At 34.3% G+C, this 23,161-nt stretch carries 19 protein-coding genes and 1 pseudogene; 1 reads left to right on the top strand and 19 read right to left on the bottom strand.

Features of this window, described 5'->3' with window-relative positions:
• Window positions 1–87: 87 nt before the first annotated feature.
• A complete protein-coding gene (locus QNH24_RS08925; RefSeq protein WP_283871692.1) occupies window positions 88–810 on the bottom strand; it encodes an SDR family NAD(P)-dependent oxidoreductase in 723 nt (240 codons plus the stop codon).
• A gap of 415 nt (window positions 811–1,225) precedes the next feature.
• On the opposite strand from QNH24_RS08925, the gene QNH24_RS08920 reads away from it, so the two are divergent.
• Window positions 1,226–2,260 (top strand): helix-turn-helix domain-containing protein, encoded by a 1,035-nt coding sequence (locus QNH24_RS08920; protein WP_283871691.1) that lies wholly within the window; start codon window positions 1,226–1,228, stop codon window positions 2,258–2,260.
• Between the two features lie 79 nt (window positions 2,261–2,339).
• Here the strand turns inward: QNH24_RS08920 and QNH24_RS08915 are convergent, their stop codons facing one another.
• The 18 genes and pseudogenes from QNH24_RS08915 to QNH24_RS08825 all read right to left on the bottom strand — a co-directional run bounded on the left by QNH24_RS08915 (window position 2,340) and on the right by QNH24_RS08825 (window position 22,874).
• The gene (locus QNH24_RS08915; RefSeq protein WP_283871690.1) at window positions 2,340–3,101 is read right to left on the bottom strand and encodes an ABC transporter ATP-binding protein; all 762 of its coding nucleotides are present in this window, start codon (window positions 3,099–3,101) and stop codon (window positions 2,340–2,342) included.
• A gap of 1 nt (window position 3,102) precedes the next feature.
• On the bottom strand, window positions 3,103–4,194 hold the full coding sequence (locus QNH24_RS08910) for a FecCD family ABC transporter permease (RefSeq protein ID WP_283871689.1): 1,092 nt from the start codon (window positions 4,192–4,194) through the stop codon (window positions 3,103–3,105).
• Between the two features lie 2 nt (window positions 4,195–4,196).
• Complete coding sequence (locus tag QNH24_RS08905; RefSeq protein WP_283871688.1) at window positions 4,197–5,231, bottom strand: ABC transporter substrate-binding protein; 1,035 nt, start codon at window positions 5,229–5,231, stop codon at window positions 4,197–4,199.
• A 34-nt stretch (window positions 5,232–5,265) separates the two neighbouring features.
• Window positions 5,266–6,702 (bottom strand): MFS transporter, encoded by a 1,437-nt coding sequence (locus QNH24_RS08900; RefSeq protein ID WP_283871687.1) that lies wholly within the window; start codon window positions 6,700–6,702, stop codon window positions 5,266–5,268.
• Window positions 6,703–7,112: 410 nt separating this feature from the next.
• The gene (locus QNH24_RS08895; RefSeq protein WP_283871686.1) at window positions 7,113–7,658 is read right to left on the bottom strand and encodes a type II toxin-antitoxin system HicB family antitoxin; all 546 of its coding nucleotides are present in this window, start codon (window positions 7,656–7,658) and stop codon (window positions 7,113–7,115) included.
• Window positions 7,659–7,708: 50 nt separating this feature from the next.
• On the bottom strand, window positions 7,709–7,837 hold the full coding sequence (locus QNH24_RS08890) for a hypothetical protein (protein ID WP_283871685.1): 129 nt from the start codon (window positions 7,835–7,837) through the stop codon (window positions 7,709–7,711).
• Between the two features lie 268 nt (window positions 7,838–8,105).
• The gene (locus QNH24_RS08885) at window positions 8,106–8,489 is read right to left on the bottom strand and encodes a VOC family protein (RefSeq protein WP_283872777.1); all 384 of its coding nucleotides are present in this window, start codon (window positions 8,487–8,489) and stop codon (window positions 8,106–8,108) included.
• A gap of 94 nt (window positions 8,490–8,583) precedes the next feature.
• Window positions 8,584–8,862, bottom strand: coding sequence for an ArsR/SmtB family transcription factor (locus QNH24_RS08880; RefSeq protein WP_054770388.1), 279 nt, complete (start codon window positions 8,860–8,862; stop codon window positions 8,584–8,586).
• 129 nt (window positions 8,863–8,991) lie between these two features.
• Complete coding sequence (locus QNH24_RS08875) at window positions 8,992–9,894, bottom strand: DMT family transporter (RefSeq protein WP_283871684.1); 903 nt, start codon at window positions 9,892–9,894, stop codon at window positions 8,992–8,994.
• Between the two features lie 17 nt (window positions 9,895–9,911).
• Window positions 9,912–10,736, bottom strand: coding sequence for an AraC family transcriptional regulator (locus tag QNH24_RS08870; RefSeq protein WP_283871683.1), 825 nt, complete (start codon window positions 10,734–10,736; stop codon window positions 9,912–9,914).
• A gap of 486 nt (window positions 10,737–11,222) precedes the next feature.
• Complete coding sequence (locus QNH24_RS08865; RefSeq protein ID WP_283871682.1) at window positions 11,223–11,714, bottom strand: YfbM family protein; 492 nt, start codon at window positions 11,712–11,714, stop codon at window positions 11,223–11,225.
• A 304-nt stretch (window positions 11,715–12,018) separates the two neighbouring features.
• Window positions 12,019–12,438 (bottom strand): pyrimidine dimer DNA glycosylase/endonuclease V, encoded by a 420-nt coding sequence (locus tag QNH24_RS08860; protein WP_283871681.1) that lies wholly within the window; start codon window positions 12,436–12,438, stop codon window positions 12,019–12,021.
• Between the two features lie 1,295 nt (window positions 12,439–13,733).
• A complete protein-coding gene (locus QNH24_RS08855) occupies window positions 13,734–15,263 on the bottom strand; it encodes a multicopper oxidase family protein (protein WP_283871680.1) in 1,530 nt (509 codons plus the stop codon).
• Between the two features lie 77 nt (window positions 15,264–15,340).
• Window positions 15,341–15,898, bottom strand: coding sequence for a TVP38/TMEM64 family protein (locus QNH24_RS08850; RefSeq protein ID WP_283871679.1), 558 nt, complete (start codon window positions 15,896–15,898; stop codon window positions 15,341–15,343).
• Window positions 15,899–16,040: 142 nt separating this feature from the next.
• On the bottom strand, window positions 16,041–19,106 hold the full coding sequence (locus tag QNH24_RS08845; protein WP_283871678.1) for a hybrid sensor histidine kinase/response regulator: 3,066 nt from the start codon (window positions 19,104–19,106) through the stop codon (window positions 16,041–16,043).
• 431 nt (window positions 19,107–19,537) lie between these two features.
• Window positions 19,538–20,230, bottom strand: a pseudogene (locus QNH24_RS08840) (aminoglycoside adenylyltransferase family protein); the annotation flags it as partial.
• 379 nt (window positions 20,231–20,609) lie between these two features.
• Window positions 20,610–21,788: a serine hydrolase domain-containing protein gene (locus QNH24_RS08830; protein WP_283871677.1), complete on the bottom strand. Its 1,179-nt coding sequence runs from the start codon at window positions 21,786–21,788 to the stop codon at window positions 20,610–20,612.
• Between the two features lie 414 nt (window positions 21,789–22,202).
• Complete coding sequence (locus QNH24_RS08825; protein ID WP_283871676.1) at window positions 22,203–22,874, bottom strand: YqeB family protein; 672 nt, start codon at window positions 22,872–22,874, stop codon at window positions 22,203–22,205.
• Window positions 22,875–23,161: the final 287 nt, after the last annotated feature.

The following is a 23,161-nucleotide window of genomic DNA, read 5'->3' as shown; positions in this document are numbered from 1 at the left end:
ATATTCGGTTCACTTGAGGAATTATGTATTGTATACAAGCAGACGGAAAGAGAACCCATTCACTGCTTGCTAACCAACATAAAACAATTAAGCATTTAAATCTGTTATAGCAGGGATATTAATTTCCTTTACACATGAAACGGGTGATAAATTTATCACACATTGGACAATGGATACAATATCCTGTACAGGAATACGGGTTCCTTCATATAAAAGAATGGCCTTTTCTATACCTTCTTCATATGGTACTTCTGCAGCAAGCTCTCCGGGATTAATGCATGTTACGGAGATTTTATCTTTTCTCACATGTTCACGTAGCGCATTGGTAATGCCACGTAAGCCGAATTTAGAGGTGACAAACGAAACTTGTGCATTATTCGTATGATCTAAACCTGCCGTTGAGCCAACGAGAATTATTTTCCCATTTATTGCCTGTCTTAAATTAGGTAAAAGTGCTTGTATATAGGTAATTGTGGAAGTTAGATTAATGTTGATTAGGTTTGAAATATCTGCTACTTCATCCTTATCAAATGTATAGTCATCCTCAAAACCATGCTTTTCCCAAACCCCAACATTATAAATTAATACATCGATTGCAATCCCTTGTAACGTTTCTTTTAAAATAGTAATTTGTTGTTGACTAGATAAATCAATTGAGAGCCACTTACGATTTACTCCATCATTTAGATCTAAACTATTTGGTCGTGTACGTGACACCATCCATACCGTATCACCCTCTATAGGTAAACCCTTTACAAACGCATCCCCTAGTCCTTGACTTGCTCCAAAAATAATAAAGTTCTTACTCATGCTATCAACCTTTCTAAATTTATAAATTACTAGTATAAAATTACCTTAAACAGAAAACATCTGATACCAGTTACTCTCTCAATTGTTATTATATTAATTAATTAACTTTTTAACCTCAATCTATTGTCTGAAATTAACTTTCATCAGATTGAACTAGTAAGAAGTTTCAAGTATACTATTAAATGATAATAATAATCATTTTCATTCAAATTATTTGCTTAAAAACTGAATGAAAAAATATACTGATAAGCCAGCAGCATGATTCAAACACTACTGTCATATTTCCCTCTTATCTGACTAAATAGTTTATTCGACAATTATCATTTTTGGTAATCATAGATTTCTTTTACAAGTAGCTATCAAGAATAAATAGTTATGAAATATAAAAAATATAGAAATGGAGTTGATAGATAAATTGACTTTAAACGTTACTAAGATTCATGATTTATTTGATCAATTTACGGAAATGGTCGAAGGACACGTCCAGCAAAGAAACTGGGAACAACAACTCACCATTCCTTCTCATATAGGCAAGGGAAATCTGATTAGAACTAAGATTCGTCCCGGTATGGAGATTATGTTGACAGACGTCACATTCAAGCAGGATATGAAACTTCATATTCAGGAATCTTGCCAATTATTTGAATTGAGTTACTGTGTTAACGGAGAAATTCATTGTGATTGGAATGGAAAAAATAGCCTAACAATTACCCAAACAGGGAATGTTCTTTTTTTGGAAGACGTTCGAGTTTATGAGGAAAAAAAAGCAGACATTCGAAATCAGCTTCTTGAAATCAGGTTTACTCCTGCTGAACTGCTACGCTACGCTGAGGATGTGACGGAGAAACGCAAAATGGAGAAATGGCTGAATCATCACCGTGGAAATATTGATCAATATCCAAATACGCCTGCCATCCAAAGATGTGTTTCTGAAATGATTCATTGTAAACATTTTGGAACCATGAAACGTTTGTATTTAGAAAGTAAGGCTCTAGAATTTTTAGCACTATTTGGAGAGTCAGATGGATATGGTCATGTTGGAGGAAATATGATGCTGCGTCGCAGTGATATTTCCAAACTAGAACTTGCTCATGAATTAGTGCAGGAGCATTTTGAACAACCTCTATCTATTCGTACATTGTCCAAGCGTATTGAAATGAATGAATTTAAGCTAAAAAAAGGATTTCGTGAATTGTTTGGCATGACGATCTTTGAGCTTGTGCGGCAAAAAAGAATGGAGAAAGCACTTTGGTATTTAGAAGTAAAGCGTTTAAATGTAGGCGAAGCCGCAGCGTCTGTTGGCTATAGCAATGCCAGCAATTTCACAACTGCTTTTCGCAAGCATTATGGTTGTAATCCAAGTGATCTTATTAAACGGATTAATCAATTAGATGTAGAGAATAACAAGCTAAAAACCGCTTCACACCATAAAATTAAATATGAACGGTAAAACGGCTTGACAATTACATGTCAAGCCAGTGTTATATACAGTGTAAATTATCAAATTCAAGGAACACTCTTTTTGTACTTTATGTTATATAAGTAATTGCCATATCCCCCGTAATTGGATTTGAATAAACCTCACAATCTATTTCATAGACCATTTCAATAAGCTCCTTGGTCAATATCTCCTCAGGCTTTCCTGATGCCATAATTTGACCTTGTTTAATTACATAAAGAATATCGCAATACGTGGTTGCCATTGTAAGATCATGCAAAGCCGCAAGAACACCTATGTTTAGCGATTTGACAACCTTTAAAATCTGAAGTTGATATTTAATATCTAGATGATTTGTTGGCTCATCAAGAATTAAAAATTGAGGCTGCTGTGCTATCGCTCTTGCAAGTATCACACGTTGCTTCTCTCCACCTGATAATGTCAAATAGCTTCTGTCTGCATACTCAGACAAGTTAACTTTATTTAGCGCATCCGCGACAATCTGATAATCCTTTCTGTTATCGGATTCCATCAGATGTTTATGTGGCGTTCTTCCCATCATTACCATCTCATGAACGGTGAAATCAAAACTTAATTCATTAAATTGCCCTACTACCCCCATCTCCTTTGAAATCATACGCGTGGATGAGTTAAGAACATCCTTATGTCCTAAAAATACAAAACCCTTTTGAGGTTTAATGACTTTATAAATACTTTTCAATAACGTTGATTTCCCACATCCGTTAGGTCCAATAAGTCCAACAAACTGACCATTTTCCACATGAAGACTGATATCTTTTACAATGTCTACTCCCGATAGCGTTACTGATATATGTTCTGCCGATAGATTCAATTTAGTTTCCCCCGAATCCATAACTTTTTTTGATTAACATGTACATAAAGACTGGTGCACCCAAAAGCGACGTAACAATTCCAAGTGGTAATTCTCCATTAAGAATTATTGTTCGTGCAAATACATCCGCCCATATCATGAATAATGAACCAAACAGAAGAGCAACAGGAACAAGTCGCTTATGATTGGACCCGACAATACTACGCACTATATGGGGAACAATAAGACCCACAAACCCTATAATTCCACAAGTTGAGACAAGAATGCCGGTGATAATTGATGAGATTATCATATACAATCGTCTATAATAATTTAGATTAATTCCTAACGTAACTGCTGTTTCCTCCCCCATCAGCATGGTATTAAGAACTCGAAATTGGAACAGAAAAAATAACCCTGCCGCAAGAACCACCGCTGTTACAAATGGAAGTGTTTCCCATTCAGCAGAAGCCAGGCTCCCCATTGTCCAGAAGGAAATTGAACGAATACCCTCTGCGTTTTTAGCAAAGTAAATAATAAAGTTTGAAAATGCACTACATAACGCATTAATGACAGTTCCAGCTAAAATTAGTTTCACTGAGGAGGTTTTACCGCCGATGCTAGCTAAGCTCAAAACAAGAAGTGCTGCGCATAAAGCTCCGATAAATGCCCATGTCGCAACGCTAAGCTCTCCTAAGATGCCTCCTACTCCAAACCCAAGCATAATGGAGAACGTTGCACCCAATGAAGCGCCAGAAGATATTCCTAGTATAAATGGGTCAGCCAATGGATTTTGAACTGATGCCTGCATGATAGTTCCACATAGCGCTAAACCTGCGCCCGTTACCATAGCCAATAACACTCGTGGAAAGCGAATTTGCCATATCACATCTAGAAACATGCCATCTGCATCTTCGATAACGTGGCTAGTATGTAATCCTGTGATATGCTCCACTAAAATCCAAAAAGATTGATTATAGGGAATGGATACTTGTCCAATAGAAACCGAAACAACGACGGATATAGCAAGTACAATGAGTAGTATCACTATAAATGTTGAGGACAGGTAACGTTTATCTATCCATCTTTCCATACTTCTTTGTGAGGTTATCATGTCTATTCTCCTTTAAACAGTTCAGGATGAATATATTGGGCAACATCCTTATACAAATCTGTAAGCCCAAGACTTCCACGAACAGCTGTCGTATATTCGACAACCTTTACATTTCCATTTTTAATTGCCGTCGCATTTTTCAGCTTTGGATTGTTCAAGTATTGCTTAATCAACGCTTCACTATCTGATTTTTGAAATCCAGTAATGATAATTTTATCGGGATTTACAGATAGAATCGATTCCTCAGACATCTCTACATATGTTTCCTTAGACACTTGAATATACTCTCCTCCTGCACCTTCAATCATTTCATCAATGAGACAAAGTGTTGGACCATAATAATAAGTCGTTTCTCCACTAGTTCCTAGCAACAGAACTTTAGGCTTGTCCTTTGCAAGCACAGCTTTCGTCTGAATATCGTTGATCTGTTCTTTTTGCTTGTCTACAAAAGCCTCTGTCTTATCTTGGATGTTCAGTACATTTCCTAGATTCGTAATATCTTCAAAAAAGCTGTCGATGGTGCGACCAGTAGTATAGTTGATTCCAGTAAGTACTGGTATGCCCCTCTTGTTCCAAAAAGAAATATCCCCAATCCGTTCTTTTTGGAAGGCAGAGGACATCGAGATAATCAAATCCGGCTGCAACTCCAAAATAGCCTCTTTTGAAGGCCACATATCCGTAATAATAGGAAGTTTTTTAATTTGTTCTTCATATTCTGAAAAGGATTTGTCCAAATAAGCTAGTCCAACGATACGTTTTTCTTCTCCGAAAGCAAGCATCCACTCTGCAAAACCTTGCCCAATGACCACAATGCGTTTCGGTTCTTTTTCAATCGTTTGTTGTACTTCCTTCCCTGCATCGTCATAAACCGTTAAAGTCAACGGGTAATGGCTTTTTCCAATCGAGTTACTTTGAGTTGCTTCGGTAAGACTCTGACTTGGTTCTTTGTATTCAACTGTCCTTTGCGAGCACGCAGATAACATTAACAAGCAAAGCATGACAATCATAAACATCGAGAAGTATTTTTTCAAAAACATATATTCTTCCTCCCAGTTCTATATAATTTAATTTCTATTTGTTTTGTCGGTTAAATAAAAAAACAAGACAAACATAAGCAGACAGAGAGAGTCCTCCACAGAGCATTAAAGAGGCGGAAAATGCACTTACATAGTTGGACATAGTCGCATTTGTCAAGGTATGTCCTAATACTATAGTGAATACAATACTACTCAATGCTACTCCTAATGAATTGGCCAAATACATTACTGTATTAAATAAGCCTGAAGCTGTTCCTGCTTCTTCCGCTGGAATGGTGCTCAACACAACTCGAGTAAGTGGCGTTGTAACCAATCCAAGTCCCAGCCCGTACACTAGCAGAGTCAAGATATAGGGCAAATGCAACAGATGTCTCGCATCAATATGCAATAACAAAATAAGTAAAAAACAGCAACCTGCCGTAATTAACGCGCCAATTTTCAACACAACCATTCCCCATCTGTCCACCACTCGAGATGAAATTAGGGAAGTTAGGAAAAAACCGACACCAAGAGGCAGAAAAGCAAAACTGGTCGCTTGGGCATCAAAATGTAAGCCAAACTGCAAATAATATGTCAAGATGAAAAAGAGGGAGAACATGCTAAGATAAATAAAAACAACTGAAAGCAATCCCACTCCAAATAAACGTTGTTTAAAAATCATCAAATCGACAAGTGGTCCATCATCTTGTTTTTGCTTATGAATTTCCACTACAATAAATGCAAGCAGGAGCACTAACGATAAAATTAAGCATCCCCATATCCAATGTGACCATCCCTGTTTCTGTCCCTCTGATAAAGGATAAACTAACAGAAACAATCCGCTAATCAGGAAGACTGTACCAGTCCAATCAATTTTCTGTGTGCGGTTGCCATGCGATTCCTGGAGCAGAGGTAAACATAGCAGAACAAGAATACCGAAGGGAACATTGAAAAAAAATACAGTTCTCCACCCTAAGGAAAATACATTCCAATTAACCAGAACGCCTCCCAATGTAAGTCCAAATGCAAATCCGAACCCTAGTAAGGCACCGTAAATACTAAAGACAAGACCTTTTTCACGCGATAGAAAATTTATCTGCATCATGGAAAGCACTTGGGGTTGTATTAATGCTGCTGCAATTCCTTGCACAATCCGAATGACAATTAGGATTGTCGAACTGGATGTAAAACCCCCCAACATAGACATGAGCGTGAATCCGCTCACCCCAATAAGCAGAAGCCGCCTCCTGCCATAAATGTCACCGAGTTTTCCACTTATAACCAGCGTGACGGCTAAACTGAGCGAAAAACAGGTCATAATTAGTTGAGCATCTGTAAAACTTGCGTTTAAACTACTTTGTATTAATGGCAACGCGACCTGAATCATATAGGTATTCAAAGAATTTAGCAGTATCGGAAGAAGAATGACCGCCAGCGCATACCAGCGTCGCGGATCAATCTGCTGCTCCAACTTTTCGCCTGTTGTCGCCATAGTACCTCCTCCTTCATTACTTGCTTGACGATCAATTTCCAATTTAATTTATAGAAATCTATCTATATGATATAAAGCTTCTAACCGCCGTCTGTAAAATCACTCCTCTGTCCATTTCTTATTCCGACATATAGCTTAATCGGAATTTTAATTGATAATTATTATCAACAAAATTAATTATCAATGATGTCTTTCTTTTTCTCTACCTGTAGCGGGAGATTCTTCTTTTATAGAAGGAGCAAAAATTTAAGAAAACAACGAAACATGGCAGGAGATGAGAATGAATAATTAACTATTTTTATCAAAAAACAAACAACAAAAAAAACGATTGCATATTTGACAATCGCTTCTTACTCATCAATATACTAAATAGGTATTTTCTATCTTTATATTGAGTTCATTTAACCGTTCTAAATTTCTTTTACTTTAATTACAAAACTATCAAATGCTTCTTCCGCCTCAACACGACGTTGTGCTTTACAAATTTCAGGGTATGTAGGACAAAGTCGTAACAACTTCTCTTTTTTGATTTTAATAGGTAAATCACCATCAACCTTTACATCCCAAAATCCTAGTTTATTCTTATATGCAACGGCTCGAAATTCACTTTGCTCATCTCTTTTAAAATAGATATGCCAATGACGTCCAGGTAAATGATCCTCAATTTCCTTCGCATAATCACTATAAGATGTTTTTATAAAAACCAGTTCCATCTCTTCTTTTACAAGATTAGCAGGAATGGGCGCCTGACTTGGTAAATCTTCATTATCATATAGAGCACCCGCTAACAAATATGCTAAAGCCTTCTTTGCATTTTGAATAGCTTCCTCTTTCGTTGAGCCTGAGCTTAAGCAAACCTCCCACCCATAATCCGGAAGTAATGTTGGGAAATGAACTCCGAAACTTTCTTCCTCTTGTCTTATAAACGCTGGATAAACCACATTTTCAAATGCCATATCAGCTTTACCTCCCATACATATTGATAAAAATTCTAATGTAAACTTGTTTACTTAAATTTTAATTGGCTTTGCACTTGAATTTTGTACGGCTGTACTTCCAAATCTAAATTAATTTTCGTTTCCCATTCAGTTGTCCAAGAAACTAAAAACACCTCTCCATTTGGTAATCCAAGCATTTCTCGCACCTCCATAATTTATATAAATTTGAACGCATTCTTTAATTCTCTCCCTCTATTACTACATCAAAATAATTATTAACATTATTATTAACCGTAGCCTTGAAATAAAATTTGATTACATCCCCTTGATGAATGAATGAATAGAAAAAGCGTGTTTTGAATTGATCAAACACGCTTTTATTTCAATTAATAATCCCGATTGTAAAATGTTAAAATTTAGACCTGTACAACCTCATCGTAAAAATTGGTTAGGATTAACAGAAAGTTACTGCTGTATGATCTGAATAAGGTTGCCACATGTATCATCAAAGACAGCTATTGTGATTTCCCCCATTTTTGTCGGTTTCATAGTAAACTTTACGCCTTTTTCGACTAATCGTTCGTACTCTTTGTCGATATCTGTAACACCAAACATTGTTACTGGAATACCATCTGCAAATAGCTTCTCTTGATACTCTTTCGCAGCAGGGTGCTCATTAGGTTCAAGTAAAAGCTCGATACTTCCTTCCTCATCAGGAGAAACAAGCGTTATCCATCTGTATGCTCCACTGGGAACGTCATGCTTTTTTACAAAGCCTAATGTTTTTGTATAAAATTCTAGTGCCTTGTCTTGATCTTGGACGAATATACTAGTAATAATAATTTTCAACATGTTTTGTCCTCCTTACTATTTATCTATATGGTTCACTTCTAACAATCTGGCTGCAAAATGCAAAACTCATACATCATCATTAGTGATAATGTTAATTTAACCATCCTTTCAACAAATTTCTTAGTGGTTCTTTGTTAAACGTGAGTACTCTATATTTTCCCTTTCGTTTCGAAATTACAAGCCCTGCATCTTCCAATGTATTAAGATGTTTAGCAATCGCCTGTCGTGAAATGGCAAGGTTATGTTTCATAACGAGACGTGCAGTAAGTTCATATAGCGTCAACTCATTGCGGTCGGAAAGTTCATCTAATATAATCCGTCGAGTCGAATCACCAAGCGCTTTGAATATAATATCTTTGTCCCAATCCATATTTCAATTTTAGGCAACCTCACAGTTGCTTGTCAAGAATATGCAACTTCGGGGTTGCCTAAAAGAGGGTGTACTATTATGAAACTTCACTTTCCCCTACCTTCATAAAATCCGCCACCAGTTAAGGATCTAATCACTACGTTTGTTTTGCATAGCCTTACTCTCAGAAATAAATAATCCTATTAGAGTAAGTATGATTCCAGTCATAGCGAATCCTGTAATTCTTTCATTCAGTACAAGTACTGAAGTAATAACGGTTATTACGGGAACCATATAGATATAAACACTAGTTTTAATTGCACCCAATATTTTTACTGCAGAATTCCATGTTACAAAACAAAGTGCGGATGCTCCTACCCCTAAAAATAGGATATTTAATAGATTAGTTGGTTGCATCAATTGATTTATATTTGGTTTAAACCCAACAATAAATAATGCAGGTATCATAAAAATTAACCCATAGAAAAAAATTCTTCGTGTTGTTTGAATCGTATTATACTGAAACTCACTAATTTTCTTGGTCAGTATAGAATAGATAGCCCATACTGCCGCAGCTAAAACAGCTAGTATATCTCCCAACGGATTTAGTTTTAAGTTGCTACTTCCATTGTAGCTAATAAAGAAAATACCAACTAGTGCAACTACAAAACCAATCAAAAACTGTAATCTTAATTTCTCACCATTCAAAAATAAATGTGCAAGGAAAGCAGTAAAAAAAGGTGCTATTGAAATAATGACACCTACATTGGATGCAAAGGTATAAGTTAGTGCTATATTTTCGAGTAAATAATATAATGTAACACCACATAACCCTGCTCCTGCAAAATATAGTTCCTGTTTTTTTTCTTTCACACTAAACCAGTGAGGATAAACAAGGAGCAGAACAAGGAAACCAATGATAAATCTCAAAAATAAGATTTCAATAGGTGAAATTGCATCTAATAAGATCTTAGTTGATATGAAGGTTGTACCCCAAATAAAAATTGTGATTACTGCTAAAAAATGTCCGTTAATCTTTGTTTTTGTATCCATATAAATCCTTTCAATGATTAGTTCCGTACATCCTTAAAAATATTCATATACTGTTTTGGCGTAAGCCCTATAAACTTCTTGAAAAAGTTAGAAAAATGACTTTGATCAGTAAACCCTGTCTTAAATGCCACGTCTATTGGTAGTACTCCATGCTCTAGCATCTTTTTAGCCTTATCTATTCTTATAGTTTCCAAATAACTGTATGGAGAGATACCCATTTGCTTGGTAAAAGATCGAAGCAAATAGTATTTACTCAATCCTGTTAGATTACATAGGTCCTCTAGTGTAATATTTTTCATGTAACTTTCTTCTAAAAATTCACAGATTGCTGTTATTTTAGTGTTTTGCTCTGAAATACTTGTTGATATTCCCTGCTTCGTATATTCTTCAATTAGCTGTTCCAAAAGAAAATAAAAAACTTCCTCTTTTCTAAAGCACCCTTCTTCCTGCATAAGCATCTGATGTAGATCCTGAAGTACAACTACCAATTCATTATGAAAAAGTACTGAGGGAGTAAAATATGGTAGTAGCTCTTCTCCTGTAATAGCAAAGACAGCCCTTCTCATCACTTCAGGTTGGATATTTATACAGCGATAATCCAATGTTTTACCATCAATTTGCTCGCAAGCATGATTGTCACGGGGATTAAATAACAACAAATCTCCCGGTTCAATGATATATTCCTTAGATTTGCAGGATAAAAGTCGTCTACCACTTTCTATAAACCCAATCACATAATATTCATGAAAATGATTAGGGAATTTTTGCATAATTCCCTTAAAATGATAGGCCTCAATCTTTAATTGTGCATCATATTTTACTATTCTCATTTCCTGCTTCATAAGTGATGCCTCCGTTCCTGGTTCCTGCTGCCCAGTATAGCAAATGCTGAAATCAAATTCTTGTATGATATTGCCCTTTACTTAATCAAAATTCTAGGTGACCTTCCTCGTTCCATTTATATAAGTAAAGCGCGCTGAATCGTCATCAGTTGTTTATCTAAAGAATATGGATTTTCAAATGCAAAACGATAAGGATTACAAAAAGAAAATGTTTTAAGGAAGGGATGGTTGATTGAGTAACAGAATTGATTTTACGTGAAGAAAAGTATTGGAATAGATAACAAACGTCAACTTTCGAGGTAAAAAGCATGAATGAAGGATTTATAGCATGGGATAATGACAAAGTAACATTTATATAAAGAAGTATATTACGTTTCGAGAAATTCAGATTAAATAAGTAAACGAAAACTAAGGTTACTCTCTATTAGGCATAAGTCTGGCAGGTACTACGTTATTCGGTGCCAGACTTTGTAGTATGCATAGGTATTATGAAATACAGAATACTAGTCCTTTGCCTTCGGATATGGTTTCAGCAAAGAACTTGCGAATATCTTTAAAATAACTGTATAGATAGTCAAAAAACTGTTCTGCTTCTCCATCTTTCTCTTCACCGTCGCTGTAGAGAGGATAGATATCCTCCTCAAGCATCTTATTATAGTTGTATTTAGCTAGAAGCTCATCTCGTGTCATCGCCTCAATGGCTTGATAGGCTTCACAAATTTGTCGGTGAGTTAAATAAAAGGCACCAATATCTCCAAATTCCAAGTAGTTAGCCTGATCCATTGGAACGACATAACCAAGAGGTGGCCCGCCATCGCAAATATCTTCGCAGAGTAAGTAATAAAGCGCCTGCCATGATTTATCAATATCAAGATTTTCTCTGTTATAGGGGTCCATGTCCTCTAGCATTTTGGTTCTGGCCGCAAGCTGCTGGATTTCTTCTTCTGGCAAAGCAATGTAATAGCCGATCATCCCCATTTTTCAACACCTCCACATACGTGCTATCGCTTTAACTATTTATAATATAATGTGAATATCGGAAGTTTTTAAGTATTTTTTATAAAAACTCCAACTATATTTCTTAGTAAATTAGGGTTATAAAAATACAAATATTCTAATTTGCTTTTTAAGGTTTTAGCCAGAATTAAGATTATCTTTTCTACAAGTATTAAATAATCTTATAACGGAATTCTTTGGCGCATATCCCAGTATATGTTATACTAAAAATCTTAACAACAATCGCAATAACATGTGAAAAAGACACTAACTTTTGAAGAGAAATCTATTTAAAACCATCGATACTGTTCTTAAGTATGTCATTTACATACCAACATAAATTATTATACATTTCCTCTTCAAAATCTTTTTGACCCCGTATAAATTTTTCCTTTAGATTGTAATAGCAAATTTGAAGATATTCATTGTCATGATGATTTTTAAAAGGTTTAACATGCTTAACTGACTCTAAATTTTCAAAGTATTTATTCATTTTTTCATATGATCTAATTTGATAACCACGTTTTTTCATTTCTTCAATTACTTTTTCTGTATATACATACAAATCATTTTTAGAATATTCGTATATATAATTAATTAATATATGTTTATCTTCTTTGGCAAATATACTATTTAATTCTCTCCATTGTGAAAGTAGTTGTCCTTTTGGTAGATACTTTAATAAATCCACATGCCATAATCTCAATTTTTATTACTCCTTTTAATACGGTTCTATATATTACATAGAATTTAAACGAAAAAATTGTATTAATTTCAAATATCGGGTTATTTTTCTGTCATTTGCCAACTCAACCTATCCTTACATTTAGCTCATAAAATAAGCACAAACACCGACAATACACACTACAATGATCAAAACACAAAAAAACTTCTTGGTAAATGACCAGCTCACACCTGGCCCATCCCACCACAATTTAAAATAAAATATTATACCAAGAAAAACAGTAAAAATAGAAGTGTACAATGCGGTCTCCATATTACTCCACTGATTCATATCCCTACTTTAATCCTCCCATATCTGTAATCAAGTGACTTAGAACCACGCTATTCCTATAAAAAACTTCTCTACAATATATTCATTTAGGGTTAGTCGTCTTATATACAGAATATTACTGTAGTTTAATTGCTAACTGAGTTGTTTATACTGGGACAAGCTCTATTATTTAATCTGTTTAACAAACCGCCTATTGACCATGCACTAACTAATTTTTTCATCATTACCCCTATATAAATCCAGTTTCTTTAACATTACATGTCCAAAGTTAAAATTAAGTTAAAAATTTCAAAAAACTTTAAAATTGCTATGTACTTGTTCATTAACAGCCATATCAAAATCACCAGAAATCCCCTTCGATGTAACAGAATTAATAAAAAATTAGCATTTTCGCTATAATACACTAAATCAACTTAAGACATAACTCTGTATCATCTGTTAAGATATAGGATCATTCATTGGCCATTTTTACTTTGTTTGTCATAATTCCCCGCATAGGATATTACAAATATCACATTATATTTATCTTGGAATACATATCTATTGCCGCCGTAAATTTTGAAACTAATACTCCTGTACTTCATCTGTTGCTAACATTAGGTTCCAAACTTAAGATTATCTGAGTAAATATCTATCTCATTTCCGTTCCAAAGTAATAGAATTTTCAAATCCTTGGCGTTATGTTGGGGGTTTTTGTCGAATACATAATGAAATCTTTGTTTTGAGGGGAGGATTGCTGAATTGACGAGAAAATGTGCATGATTGACTAGTATTTGTGCTTAATAGAAGGCTACTTGTACTTAATAGAATATGGTTTGAAATGAATATGAATGCAGCGCTTTCGCGACAACAAAAGCAAGCCCAGACTTAAAATAAATGAGTACCTGGGCTTTGTGTATAGAGTTGAGGAATCAAGAATGACGGTAGAACATCATTATTTATAGAATTCTCTACTAAAATAGCAACTAAATAAAACAATTCTAAAGTTAATTTACTTCAACTTGACCCATCATCCCATTTTCTTCATGTTCAAGGATATGACAGTGGAACATGTAAATTCCTTTATCATTAAACTTTACTGCTAGTTTAACTGTTTGACCAGCTTCGATTGAAACTGTATCCTTCCAGCCCTGTAGGTTTGCAGGAGGTTCTTTTCCATTCATTGAAACTATTTTAAATTGCGTACCATGGATGTGGAAAGGATGCGTCATGCCACCCATCATATCTGGTTTATTGTATATTTCCCATACTTCAGTATCACCTTGTTTTTGAGTGAAATCAATACGGTTCATATCAAATTTTTTATCATTTATTGTTACCATTTTTCCCATTCCGAAAAGTTCAAGTTTTTTTGTTACTGGTAAGTTTCTCTCAGTATCTGTAACGGTATAATCATTTAAATTTTTTGGGATTTCCCGTGCATTCTTCTTTTGTTCATCAACTGTGAATGGTAATAAAATTATATCTTCTTCATTTACTAAAGCCATTTCACTTTTAGCATCAAATTTTGAAAAGTCCAGAATAATTTCTGCTCTCTCACCTGGTGATAATGTAATTTCACTCATAGAAATTGGTTTATTTAAAAAACCACCATCAGTAGCTATTTGTTGAAACTTATTTCCTGTATTTAATTTAAATGTATAATTTCTTGCATTCGATCCGTTCAATAAACGAAGTCTCACTTTTTCTTTTCCAACTGTAAGTTTTGGATTTAATGTACCATTAATTAATAATGTGTCTCCAATAGTACCATCCTCATTAAGAACTGATCGGTAGTCAAATTGCTTTTCCTTAGTAAACTGTCTATCTTGAAATATTAAAGGAAAATCATTTTCTCCGTATTCATTTGGTAGTCCAAGTTTTTTTGACTTCTCATCTTCAATATAGATTAAACCAGCTAAACCCTTGTACACCTGTTCAGCTGTAGCACCCTCTGGATGTGGATGGAACCATAATGTTGATGCTTCCTGACTTACTGTAAATTTCACATCTTTTAATGCGCCTGGTTCCAGTATTTGATGTGGACCTCCATCGCCTTCACCTGGAATTTCTACGCCATGCCAGTGGAATGTTGTTTGTTTAGATAAATCATTTTTAGTTCTAAATGTTACAGTTTCTCCTTCTTTCAAACGGATAATAGGTCCTAAGAAAGCGCCATTATATCCGTATGTTTCAGTTTCGATACCATTAAAGATTTCTGTGGTTCCTTGCTGTGCAGTAATATGAACGATTCCATCCTTAGGTTCAACGAATGGAGGCAGCGCTACTTCATTTTCTCCAGTAGAATTATTTAATAATAATGGAATTGTATGACTTGCATGGCCGTTCTCCATATCTGCCATTTCCTCCTGAGTCATGCTGGAATGATCCATCCCCTCCATGTTCGACATTTCTTTCTGACCCATACTGGAATGATCCATAGTCTTGCCTTCATCAGCTCCTGAATTACCTGCACTGCATCCTCCAATAATAACAGTTCCAAGTAGTAATGAAGTAATCAAAATTTTAGAATTCATTATGTTTCCTCCTTTAATTTCATTACAATGGAACTGTAACAAAAAAATATGGAGAATCTATGGATAATAAAAATAAATCATCTATCTGTTGTCTTTTTTCCTCTTACTCCCCCAGTCCAAATTGAGATAATAACGAAGACTACTATAATGACAATTTTCCATTGTAGATCTACTTGCATAAAACCAAAGACTGCACCAGCTTCCATAATAAGTGAAGGTATTTTTCCTAGAGTACTAGCGATTGCAAATAAACCAATCGAGACTTTGGAAAAAGCACTGCCTAATGTTATAGCACCAGAAGGAATAAAAGGAAGAATTCTCAAACATAAAATAATCCAAAAAGCCTTACTTCCTTCAAGATGCTTTAGTTTTAACATTACTGGGTGTTGGAAATCCTTTAATCTCCATATTTTCAGACCCTTTCTATATAAAACAAAGCTAATGACTGCACCTAATCCCTCACCTATAATTGAAACGATTAACCCGTGATAAAACCCAAAAAACGCAAGGTTAGCTGCTGTAATAAAAACACTCGGGAATACACCAATAATACTAATAACAATATTGACAGATAAGCTAATCAATATTGCAAAAAAACCTGCATGTTCAAATATTTGAAGGGTAGTTTCTTTCATAATCCATCCTATTCTTTAATTTTAAAATCCTGTCTTCCCACCTATCAGCACTCTTTTCTTGGTTAGTTGTCTGGCTAAGTAGAGAGTTTTATTTTTAACTTCTTGGGCGCAAATTAATCAAACAAAACTTATCAATCATTGATTACTCACAAATATTTGGTAACCGTTTAGGAATGTAAAATGAAACGATTGTGCCATGATTTAATTGGCTTTCAATCTGAATTCCTCTTCCGAAAATTCGTTTAAGACGATGGTTTGTATTGGCTATGCCAATACCATGCTGATGTTTATTAGTCCTTAAAAGAATTTCCTCAATCTGACTAGCTGTCATACCAACCCCATTATCCTCTACAGAAACAACATGATAATTCTCGTGATTTTTTACGGAAATCACAACGATTCCACCTTCTGTTTTTTTGAGAATGCCATGATTTAGAGCATTTTCTACAATGGTTTGAACAGAAAGAGGTGGTATAAGTATCCCCTTTAGTTCATCTAAATCCCAAGAAACTTCGAGTCGGTCGCCAAATCTTTCACTTTCTATAAATAAATAGGAACGAACAAGATCGAATTCTTCTTCTATGGGGATTAAGTTTTTTATGTTGTCTGAACTAAAACTCTTTTGTAAATAATTTCCGAATTCAATCAATAAATCAGTCATTCGAGAAGGATTTATTTCACCTAAAGAAGAGATTGTATTTAACGTGTTAAAAAGAAAATGTGGCTTTATTTGCGCTTGCAAATATGCAGCTTCTAGACGTAATTGCTCTTTAATTGCTTGATTTTGTGCAAGCAGCGATTGAACACGTGCTTTTAGTTCAAGGGCATTTGTTGGCTTTGAAACATAATCATTTGCACCTGCAAGAAATCCCGTGTAAACATCTATTGGTTGGGTTCTTGCAGTCAGCAGCAAGACAGGAAGCTCTACAATTGTAAAGCGCTTGCGGATTTCCTTACACAATTCATAGCCTGACATTTTTGGCATCATAACATCGGAAATAATCATATCCCAATTTCCAGCGTCAATCATTTTCAGTGCCTCTGCTCCACTCGTGACAGTATAGATATGATATAGCTCTCCCAGTACACTACTAATAACTTTTAAGTTAATCGGATCATCATCAACAATAAGTATATTGCTACTTAGCACTGCCCTTTGTTCATCATCAATTAATAGTTTTGATGTGATATCAGAAGAATTTTTAGTTAGTGGATAGATATTAGTTGCTGAAACCTCCTGTTCAATAGATATATTTGAATCGATTGCTAATGGAATCGTGAAAGACAAGGTTGTCCCTTTGTCTTCTTCTGATTGTACTGCAATTGTCCCCCCATGAAGTTCGATTAACTGTTTGGCTATATTTAGACCAAGTCCGATACCCATTACAGTAGTCTTTTCAAAACGCTCATAACGAAGGAAAATGCGTTTAATTTCGTCCTCACTCATTCCTATGCCAGTATCACTAATCAATATAGTTGCTACCTTATCATCATGAATGGCATTGATTGTAATACTTCCTTCATGCGTAAATTTGACAGCATTATGAAGTAAATTAAAAAGAATTTGGACAAGTCTGCTCTCATCCGCATAAACTGGTGGAAAAAATGCTGAAACTTCTGAAATGATATCCAATTTTTTTGTATTTTTTATAAATTGAATCATATCAATAACCGCAGATGTAACACTATATAAGTTGAGTGTTTTTTGATTCAGCTGAATTTGTCCTTCTTCTAGTTGATTTATATCTAATAAATCATTCAAAGTAAATGCCATTCGATTGCCAATTTGTAATAGCAATTCAAGATTTTCTTTACTTTTCTTTGTTAATTGCGATGACTCCCTTTCAAGAAGCGATTGTGTAATGTTTAGTATACCGTGCAATGGATTACGTAGTTCGTGAGATGTATTCGCTAGAAATATATCTTTCTGAACATCCAACTTAACTAGTTTTTCATATTGCTCATTATTTAATCGAATAACATTAATATGTCGCCTTATCAGTAGTAGGGCAATAACAATTATTGAAATGAAATAATCGAATGGATAATAAGGTATATTAACTACAAGAGTTTTAATGGCAGTTCCCCATATACTATTTGATATAAAGCAAATTAAATAAAAAAGTATAAAAATTCCATCAATATTTCCTTTTACAATAGCTGAAATAGTAGGCACAATAAGCTGGGTGGCAATAAAAATTCCGTAAAAAATTACAATCAATTTCATAGGTGTATAGTGCAAAGCTGATGTTATCAATATTGTCAGAGCTATGGGGATGAATAGTACGTATAATACATTTGATAGTGTAGACTTAATTTTATAGAGTTCATTAATAAATGTTAATGTTAAGAGTAGTAATCCGATCAGTAACACTATCAGTAATTTAATGTAGAGTGCATTCTTTATTGGGAGATTTAACAGAACATTATCGTCTATTAAAATAATAAATCCATTAAGAATGAGTAAAAAACTAAAATAGAGTAATTCCTTTTCATATTGCCCTCTCCCAAGGAAGAAAATCGATAACGCATAGAAACCGTGTAGAAAAAAAATCACACTAACTAGTAATTGCAATGATTCGGAGAAGGTGGCTCCCTTTGTAATTGCAGAATGAAGCCCAAAATAGACCGAGTCTTTCAAACCTCCCGAATTAAAACTATCATAATTGGAAATTTGAATAATTAAGTCAATTTCTTTTGCCTCAGAGGAAAATATGACCGTCATGGGTCCCTGTTTTTTTATTTTCTCTAATGGATATTTATTAGCAAGGTTTTCACTATTCACCAATTTCCCGTTCACATAAATACTTGCATACGACTCAAATCCTTCTAATTTAATTCCATATATAGTTTCATCCTGATCAGGAAGCAAAATTTTAAGCCTGTAGGAGGCATTACCTATAGAGGACCCCTCAAGCGGCTCCATTTGTTCTTTCCAATTACCAGGAACTTGTATGTACTGTGGTTCAATATTTGCGCTAGAATCGCCAATTATAAACTTTGAAGGATAAAATAGCCATTCTCCATTTAAAAAAATAACCTTATCTTCCTTTAACGTTATATGACGTAAATCAACAATTCCCCTTTCTGCAGTTTGATTTGTCGGTGCATTAAAATAAAGAAACCATCCAAAGCGCATTGATAGTAAGATAAAAATAAAACTAATAATTATCAGTAATTTTTTTGATTTCGTAAATTTATTTATCAAAATTATTTACCTCTTTTTACCTTCCAGTAAATTTCATGATAATTACTTCTCTTTAAGCCTTAGCTCTTTTAGTGTCAGTATTTATAATGAATAATTCTTACCACTCTTACTATTTTCATCCTCTTACTCAATTTAACTATTTTTGATCTGCTTGTCACTACCAACTTTCTGTACAGCCCTCTATTAAACAATGCTTTCAGTTCTGACTCTTCTCACACCCTATTAAATTAGTAACCACAAACTTTACTTGTAGGAAATAAAAGTAATTATTATCAAACTCTGATTTGTTATTTTACCCTTCATCTTATTTATTTTCTAATAAAAAGCACCCTTAAGCCTATATTTTATGCCGATAGCAAAAAAATCCATTTTGAAAAATTTGATCAAAATGGATTCGTCCTTTGTTGAGTATTGTTCAATTATAAAAAAGTTCAATCGATTTCTCTAAGACAAGTTTCTATAGAATTTTTCATATAATTAACGAGTGCTGTCACCTCGGAATCCCTTTCTTCCCACTTATCAACAATTTCTCCACGATAAACTTTTCTAGCTAAATCGAGTAAAGTCGAATATTCTTTGGGTAACCGAGGTAAAGCCCATTTTGCAGCCATATCTTTTGAAGAAATTTCACCGATAGACACCGTCTGCCACATTCGAGCTAGGGTTAAAATTACATTACGCTCATCACCTATGATACCCTCTACCAACCCTGGTAAAGATTCCTTAATCGCTGTTCGAATATCTATCATCGGAACGGGATCAAGTATATCTGAAGCATTAGGACCAAATAGAGAAATACTATTCATCCTCACTTGTGCTAAAACGATTGCCAAATCAGGATCATAGGTTGGTTCCTGGATTTGTCCTTTTTCAAACTCACTTCTGAGCCACTCCCCATAAATAAATTCATTTTTGGGTGGGTATCGCCAAGGTACAAGATCGCTATGATTTACCACCGTGACTTCAAGTGGTCTCATAGAGTCTGTGTTTCCTATTTTTCCAGATATCAGCATTAATTTGTCCGTTAGTTTTTTTCGAGTCCCTTCAGATAAACAATGATTCACGACCACTAGGACATCTACATCACTGTTAATGCGTAAACCACCATTTACTGTAGAACCAAATCAATTTCGCCTTGGCGTAATTGCGTCCGGATTTTGAATTGTGCCCGCACAATTCATTCCTTTGAAAATCCGTGACATCCGCCGGAGGCTTTATCTTCATTCAGTAGGTGTTTGGACACCCGCTGAAAAGGAACCAAAATCCCATTCATCTCACCACTTCTAGAGGTGGGGTCTTCTGCTGAATTAAGATAAAAATACTCCTACTATAGATTTTCCAAGTAATTTCTCTACGATTTTTAGTGCTTGTATGGCTTGCTTTGGTATTTCTTTATTACTCAAATCACTCACCAACTACAAAATCTCCCCTCTAAATTAAGCTGACATAATATACGTTTATGCTGGTTTATTGGGATTCAATTCAATTTTCTTAAACATACTCCTACTTAATTGGGCAATTCATCAGCAAGTTTACTAATTCTTCGTATTTCTCTCCTTCCAAACTAGAGTCATCAGTGTTTATAAAAGCTATTAAACCTACGTTGTTTGAATTTACATACATAGATGTATCTACTCCAGGATCACTGCCAGTATGTCCCCAGACCTTTTCGCTACTATAACTCCAGAATAATCCTATATTTTCATCAGTTTCTTTGCATTCTGGAGGAACATTTGTGTCGTTAAATTGTTTTTGCAGCATTAAATCAATGCTTTTCGCAGTAATAAATGTATCTTTTCTTTTCATAATAGCTTGCAAGTATTTTGATAGATCATTAACCGTTGTCATAACCCCGCCGTCAGGATACGTAATTAACTCATAAGCAGGCATTGGTTCAAGGGTGGCAGCCATGTATTCTGTATGGTTAGTAAAATCAATCCTCAGTTTAGAATAATTTAATGCTATGTTTGCTAGTTTGAATTCGCTCCTGTTCCAACCGCTGTTGTTCATAGATAGCTTTTCAAATATATTTTTTCTCACATAATCGGCATATGTCATCTTGCTTCTTGCTTCGATGCAGTATCCAGCAAGTGCAGATCCGATATTACTGTAAGAAAAGCTTGCTCCAGGTTTATTGTTTGAGAAATTGTCCCTTGAATACCATTTACCCTCAGGATTCAGATAGCTATATAAGAAATCTTTCAAAGTCATAATCTTAGCGCCATAAGCACTGTAAGAATGGATATATTTAGTTTCGTCGTCCTCAATTCCGGATGTATGTGAAGCAAGATTTTTTAACGTAATTTTCTCATTTGGGAAATATGGGTTTACTACTTTGAAAGGAAGTATGTCATTGATATCCTCATCCAGGCTAAGTAAGCCATCTTCCTGAGCTTTTGCCAATGATCCCCCAATAAAGGTTTTACTTATAGAAGCAATATTAGTAACTGTGTCCAATGTGTAAGGAATTTTCTTTTCAATATTGGCATATCCGATTTCTTTCTTATACAATACTTTATCCTTGGTAATTACAAGTACAGCTACGCCTGGAACTTTAAGCGAATCAAAAAGTGATGTCAGTTGTTTGTCGAATTGCTGCACTTCTTTACATACAGTAGCATCAACAGTTGATGTTTTTTCGTTTTCAGTTGAATTCATAGCATATTCAGGCAGTTGAGACATACGAAAAACCTCCGTTTATTATTGTTATTTGCTTTCTTTAAAATACGTTTCCATCTTTCACTAGTGAACAACAGCTAATAATTGATATGTATAACGTAACTAAAAAGGTAAAATTAAGCATTTTTGCATTTTACAAACTCTTCACTATGCTCGACTTCTTCTATTAAATGCTTAATAAGAAAGTACAAAATTGAAATTAACTTTGTTTCCTAATTAATCGACTAAAAAAAGAAATTCATTAATTTCAACAAAAAGTGCTTTTGCTTATCTTTTTATGCAAAACAAAGACTGAACCTAATAATTGGATTCAGTCTTAATTTTTCTAGACAGTCTTTTATAAAATATTGCTACATTAGTAAATAACATATTAACCTTTTATAATAATTCTTAATAGTCTTCATTTATCTTTGTTGCTCATCGATAATATTGACTTTTATCTTTTTCTTTAACTGATATTCTTAGCTTCCAAAGTTCTTTAGCCAGTTGAAAAACTTCCTCATCCTCACCTTTTTCAATTGCTATTTTCCTTGCTTTTAATAGAGCATTTGCTGCTGGTGATAAATCTGGACAATCTACAACCCATTTTTTAAAATCTTCTTTAAATGGATCGATATCACTCCAAAAATAATTATGTTTTATAAATGTAGCACTAATGGCATTTCTATTTAGCTCTTGTTTATATCGGAAAATTTCTTTCTTATCGTTGCCAAGCAAAACTAACTGTTTTCCATCCAACAATACAAGTGAAATATCTTCCTTATTTAATAGAGTTTCATCATCTCTAAGTTTTAAAATTACTTTCTCATCATCTATAATTATTTCTAAGCTCTCATGAAAAGATAATAAAGTCAATGCAATTCCCACAATCAAACCAAGGGCCATCGTGATAAAACCAACCCAAGCTCCATTAAAGGAGGCAATTAAGTTTAATGGTCCCTGAAAGAAAGGCACCCACGGCAAAGTGCTTGCCCATTTTGAAATACTTGGAAGAAACCAACCTAGCACTAAACCGATGATAGGAAAACCAAGCCACAGGATAACTTTATCTGTTTTAGAAAAATTTAATATTGTATGATTATTGTTCATTATTTCACCTTTCTTACTTAACGATAGGTAAATAATAACATCCAACTAAGATTATTGTCAAAATCCTAAATTCCAAATCCTCAAAAATTTACTCTATCAAAGTTATCATGATGATCCTCCACTCCAATTAATTTTTTCCTGTCGTAATATTAAAAGCAATTGAAATAGATTTATAATCCAAGTTAACTTACAATAAATAGTATCCTTAAAAAGTGTATAGTATTTTAACGTATTAAACAGTTAGGTTTGCACTTCATCTAGTAATGTATTACTGTATTATTCTAAAA

The sequence above is a fragment of the Lysinibacillus pakistanensis genome (assembly GCF_030123245.1).
Taxonomy (GTDB): domain Bacteria; phylum Bacillota; class Bacilli; order Bacillales_A; family Planococcaceae; genus Lysinibacillus; species Lysinibacillus pakistanensis.
This window is presented reverse-complemented; position numbering and strand designations above follow the sequence as displayed.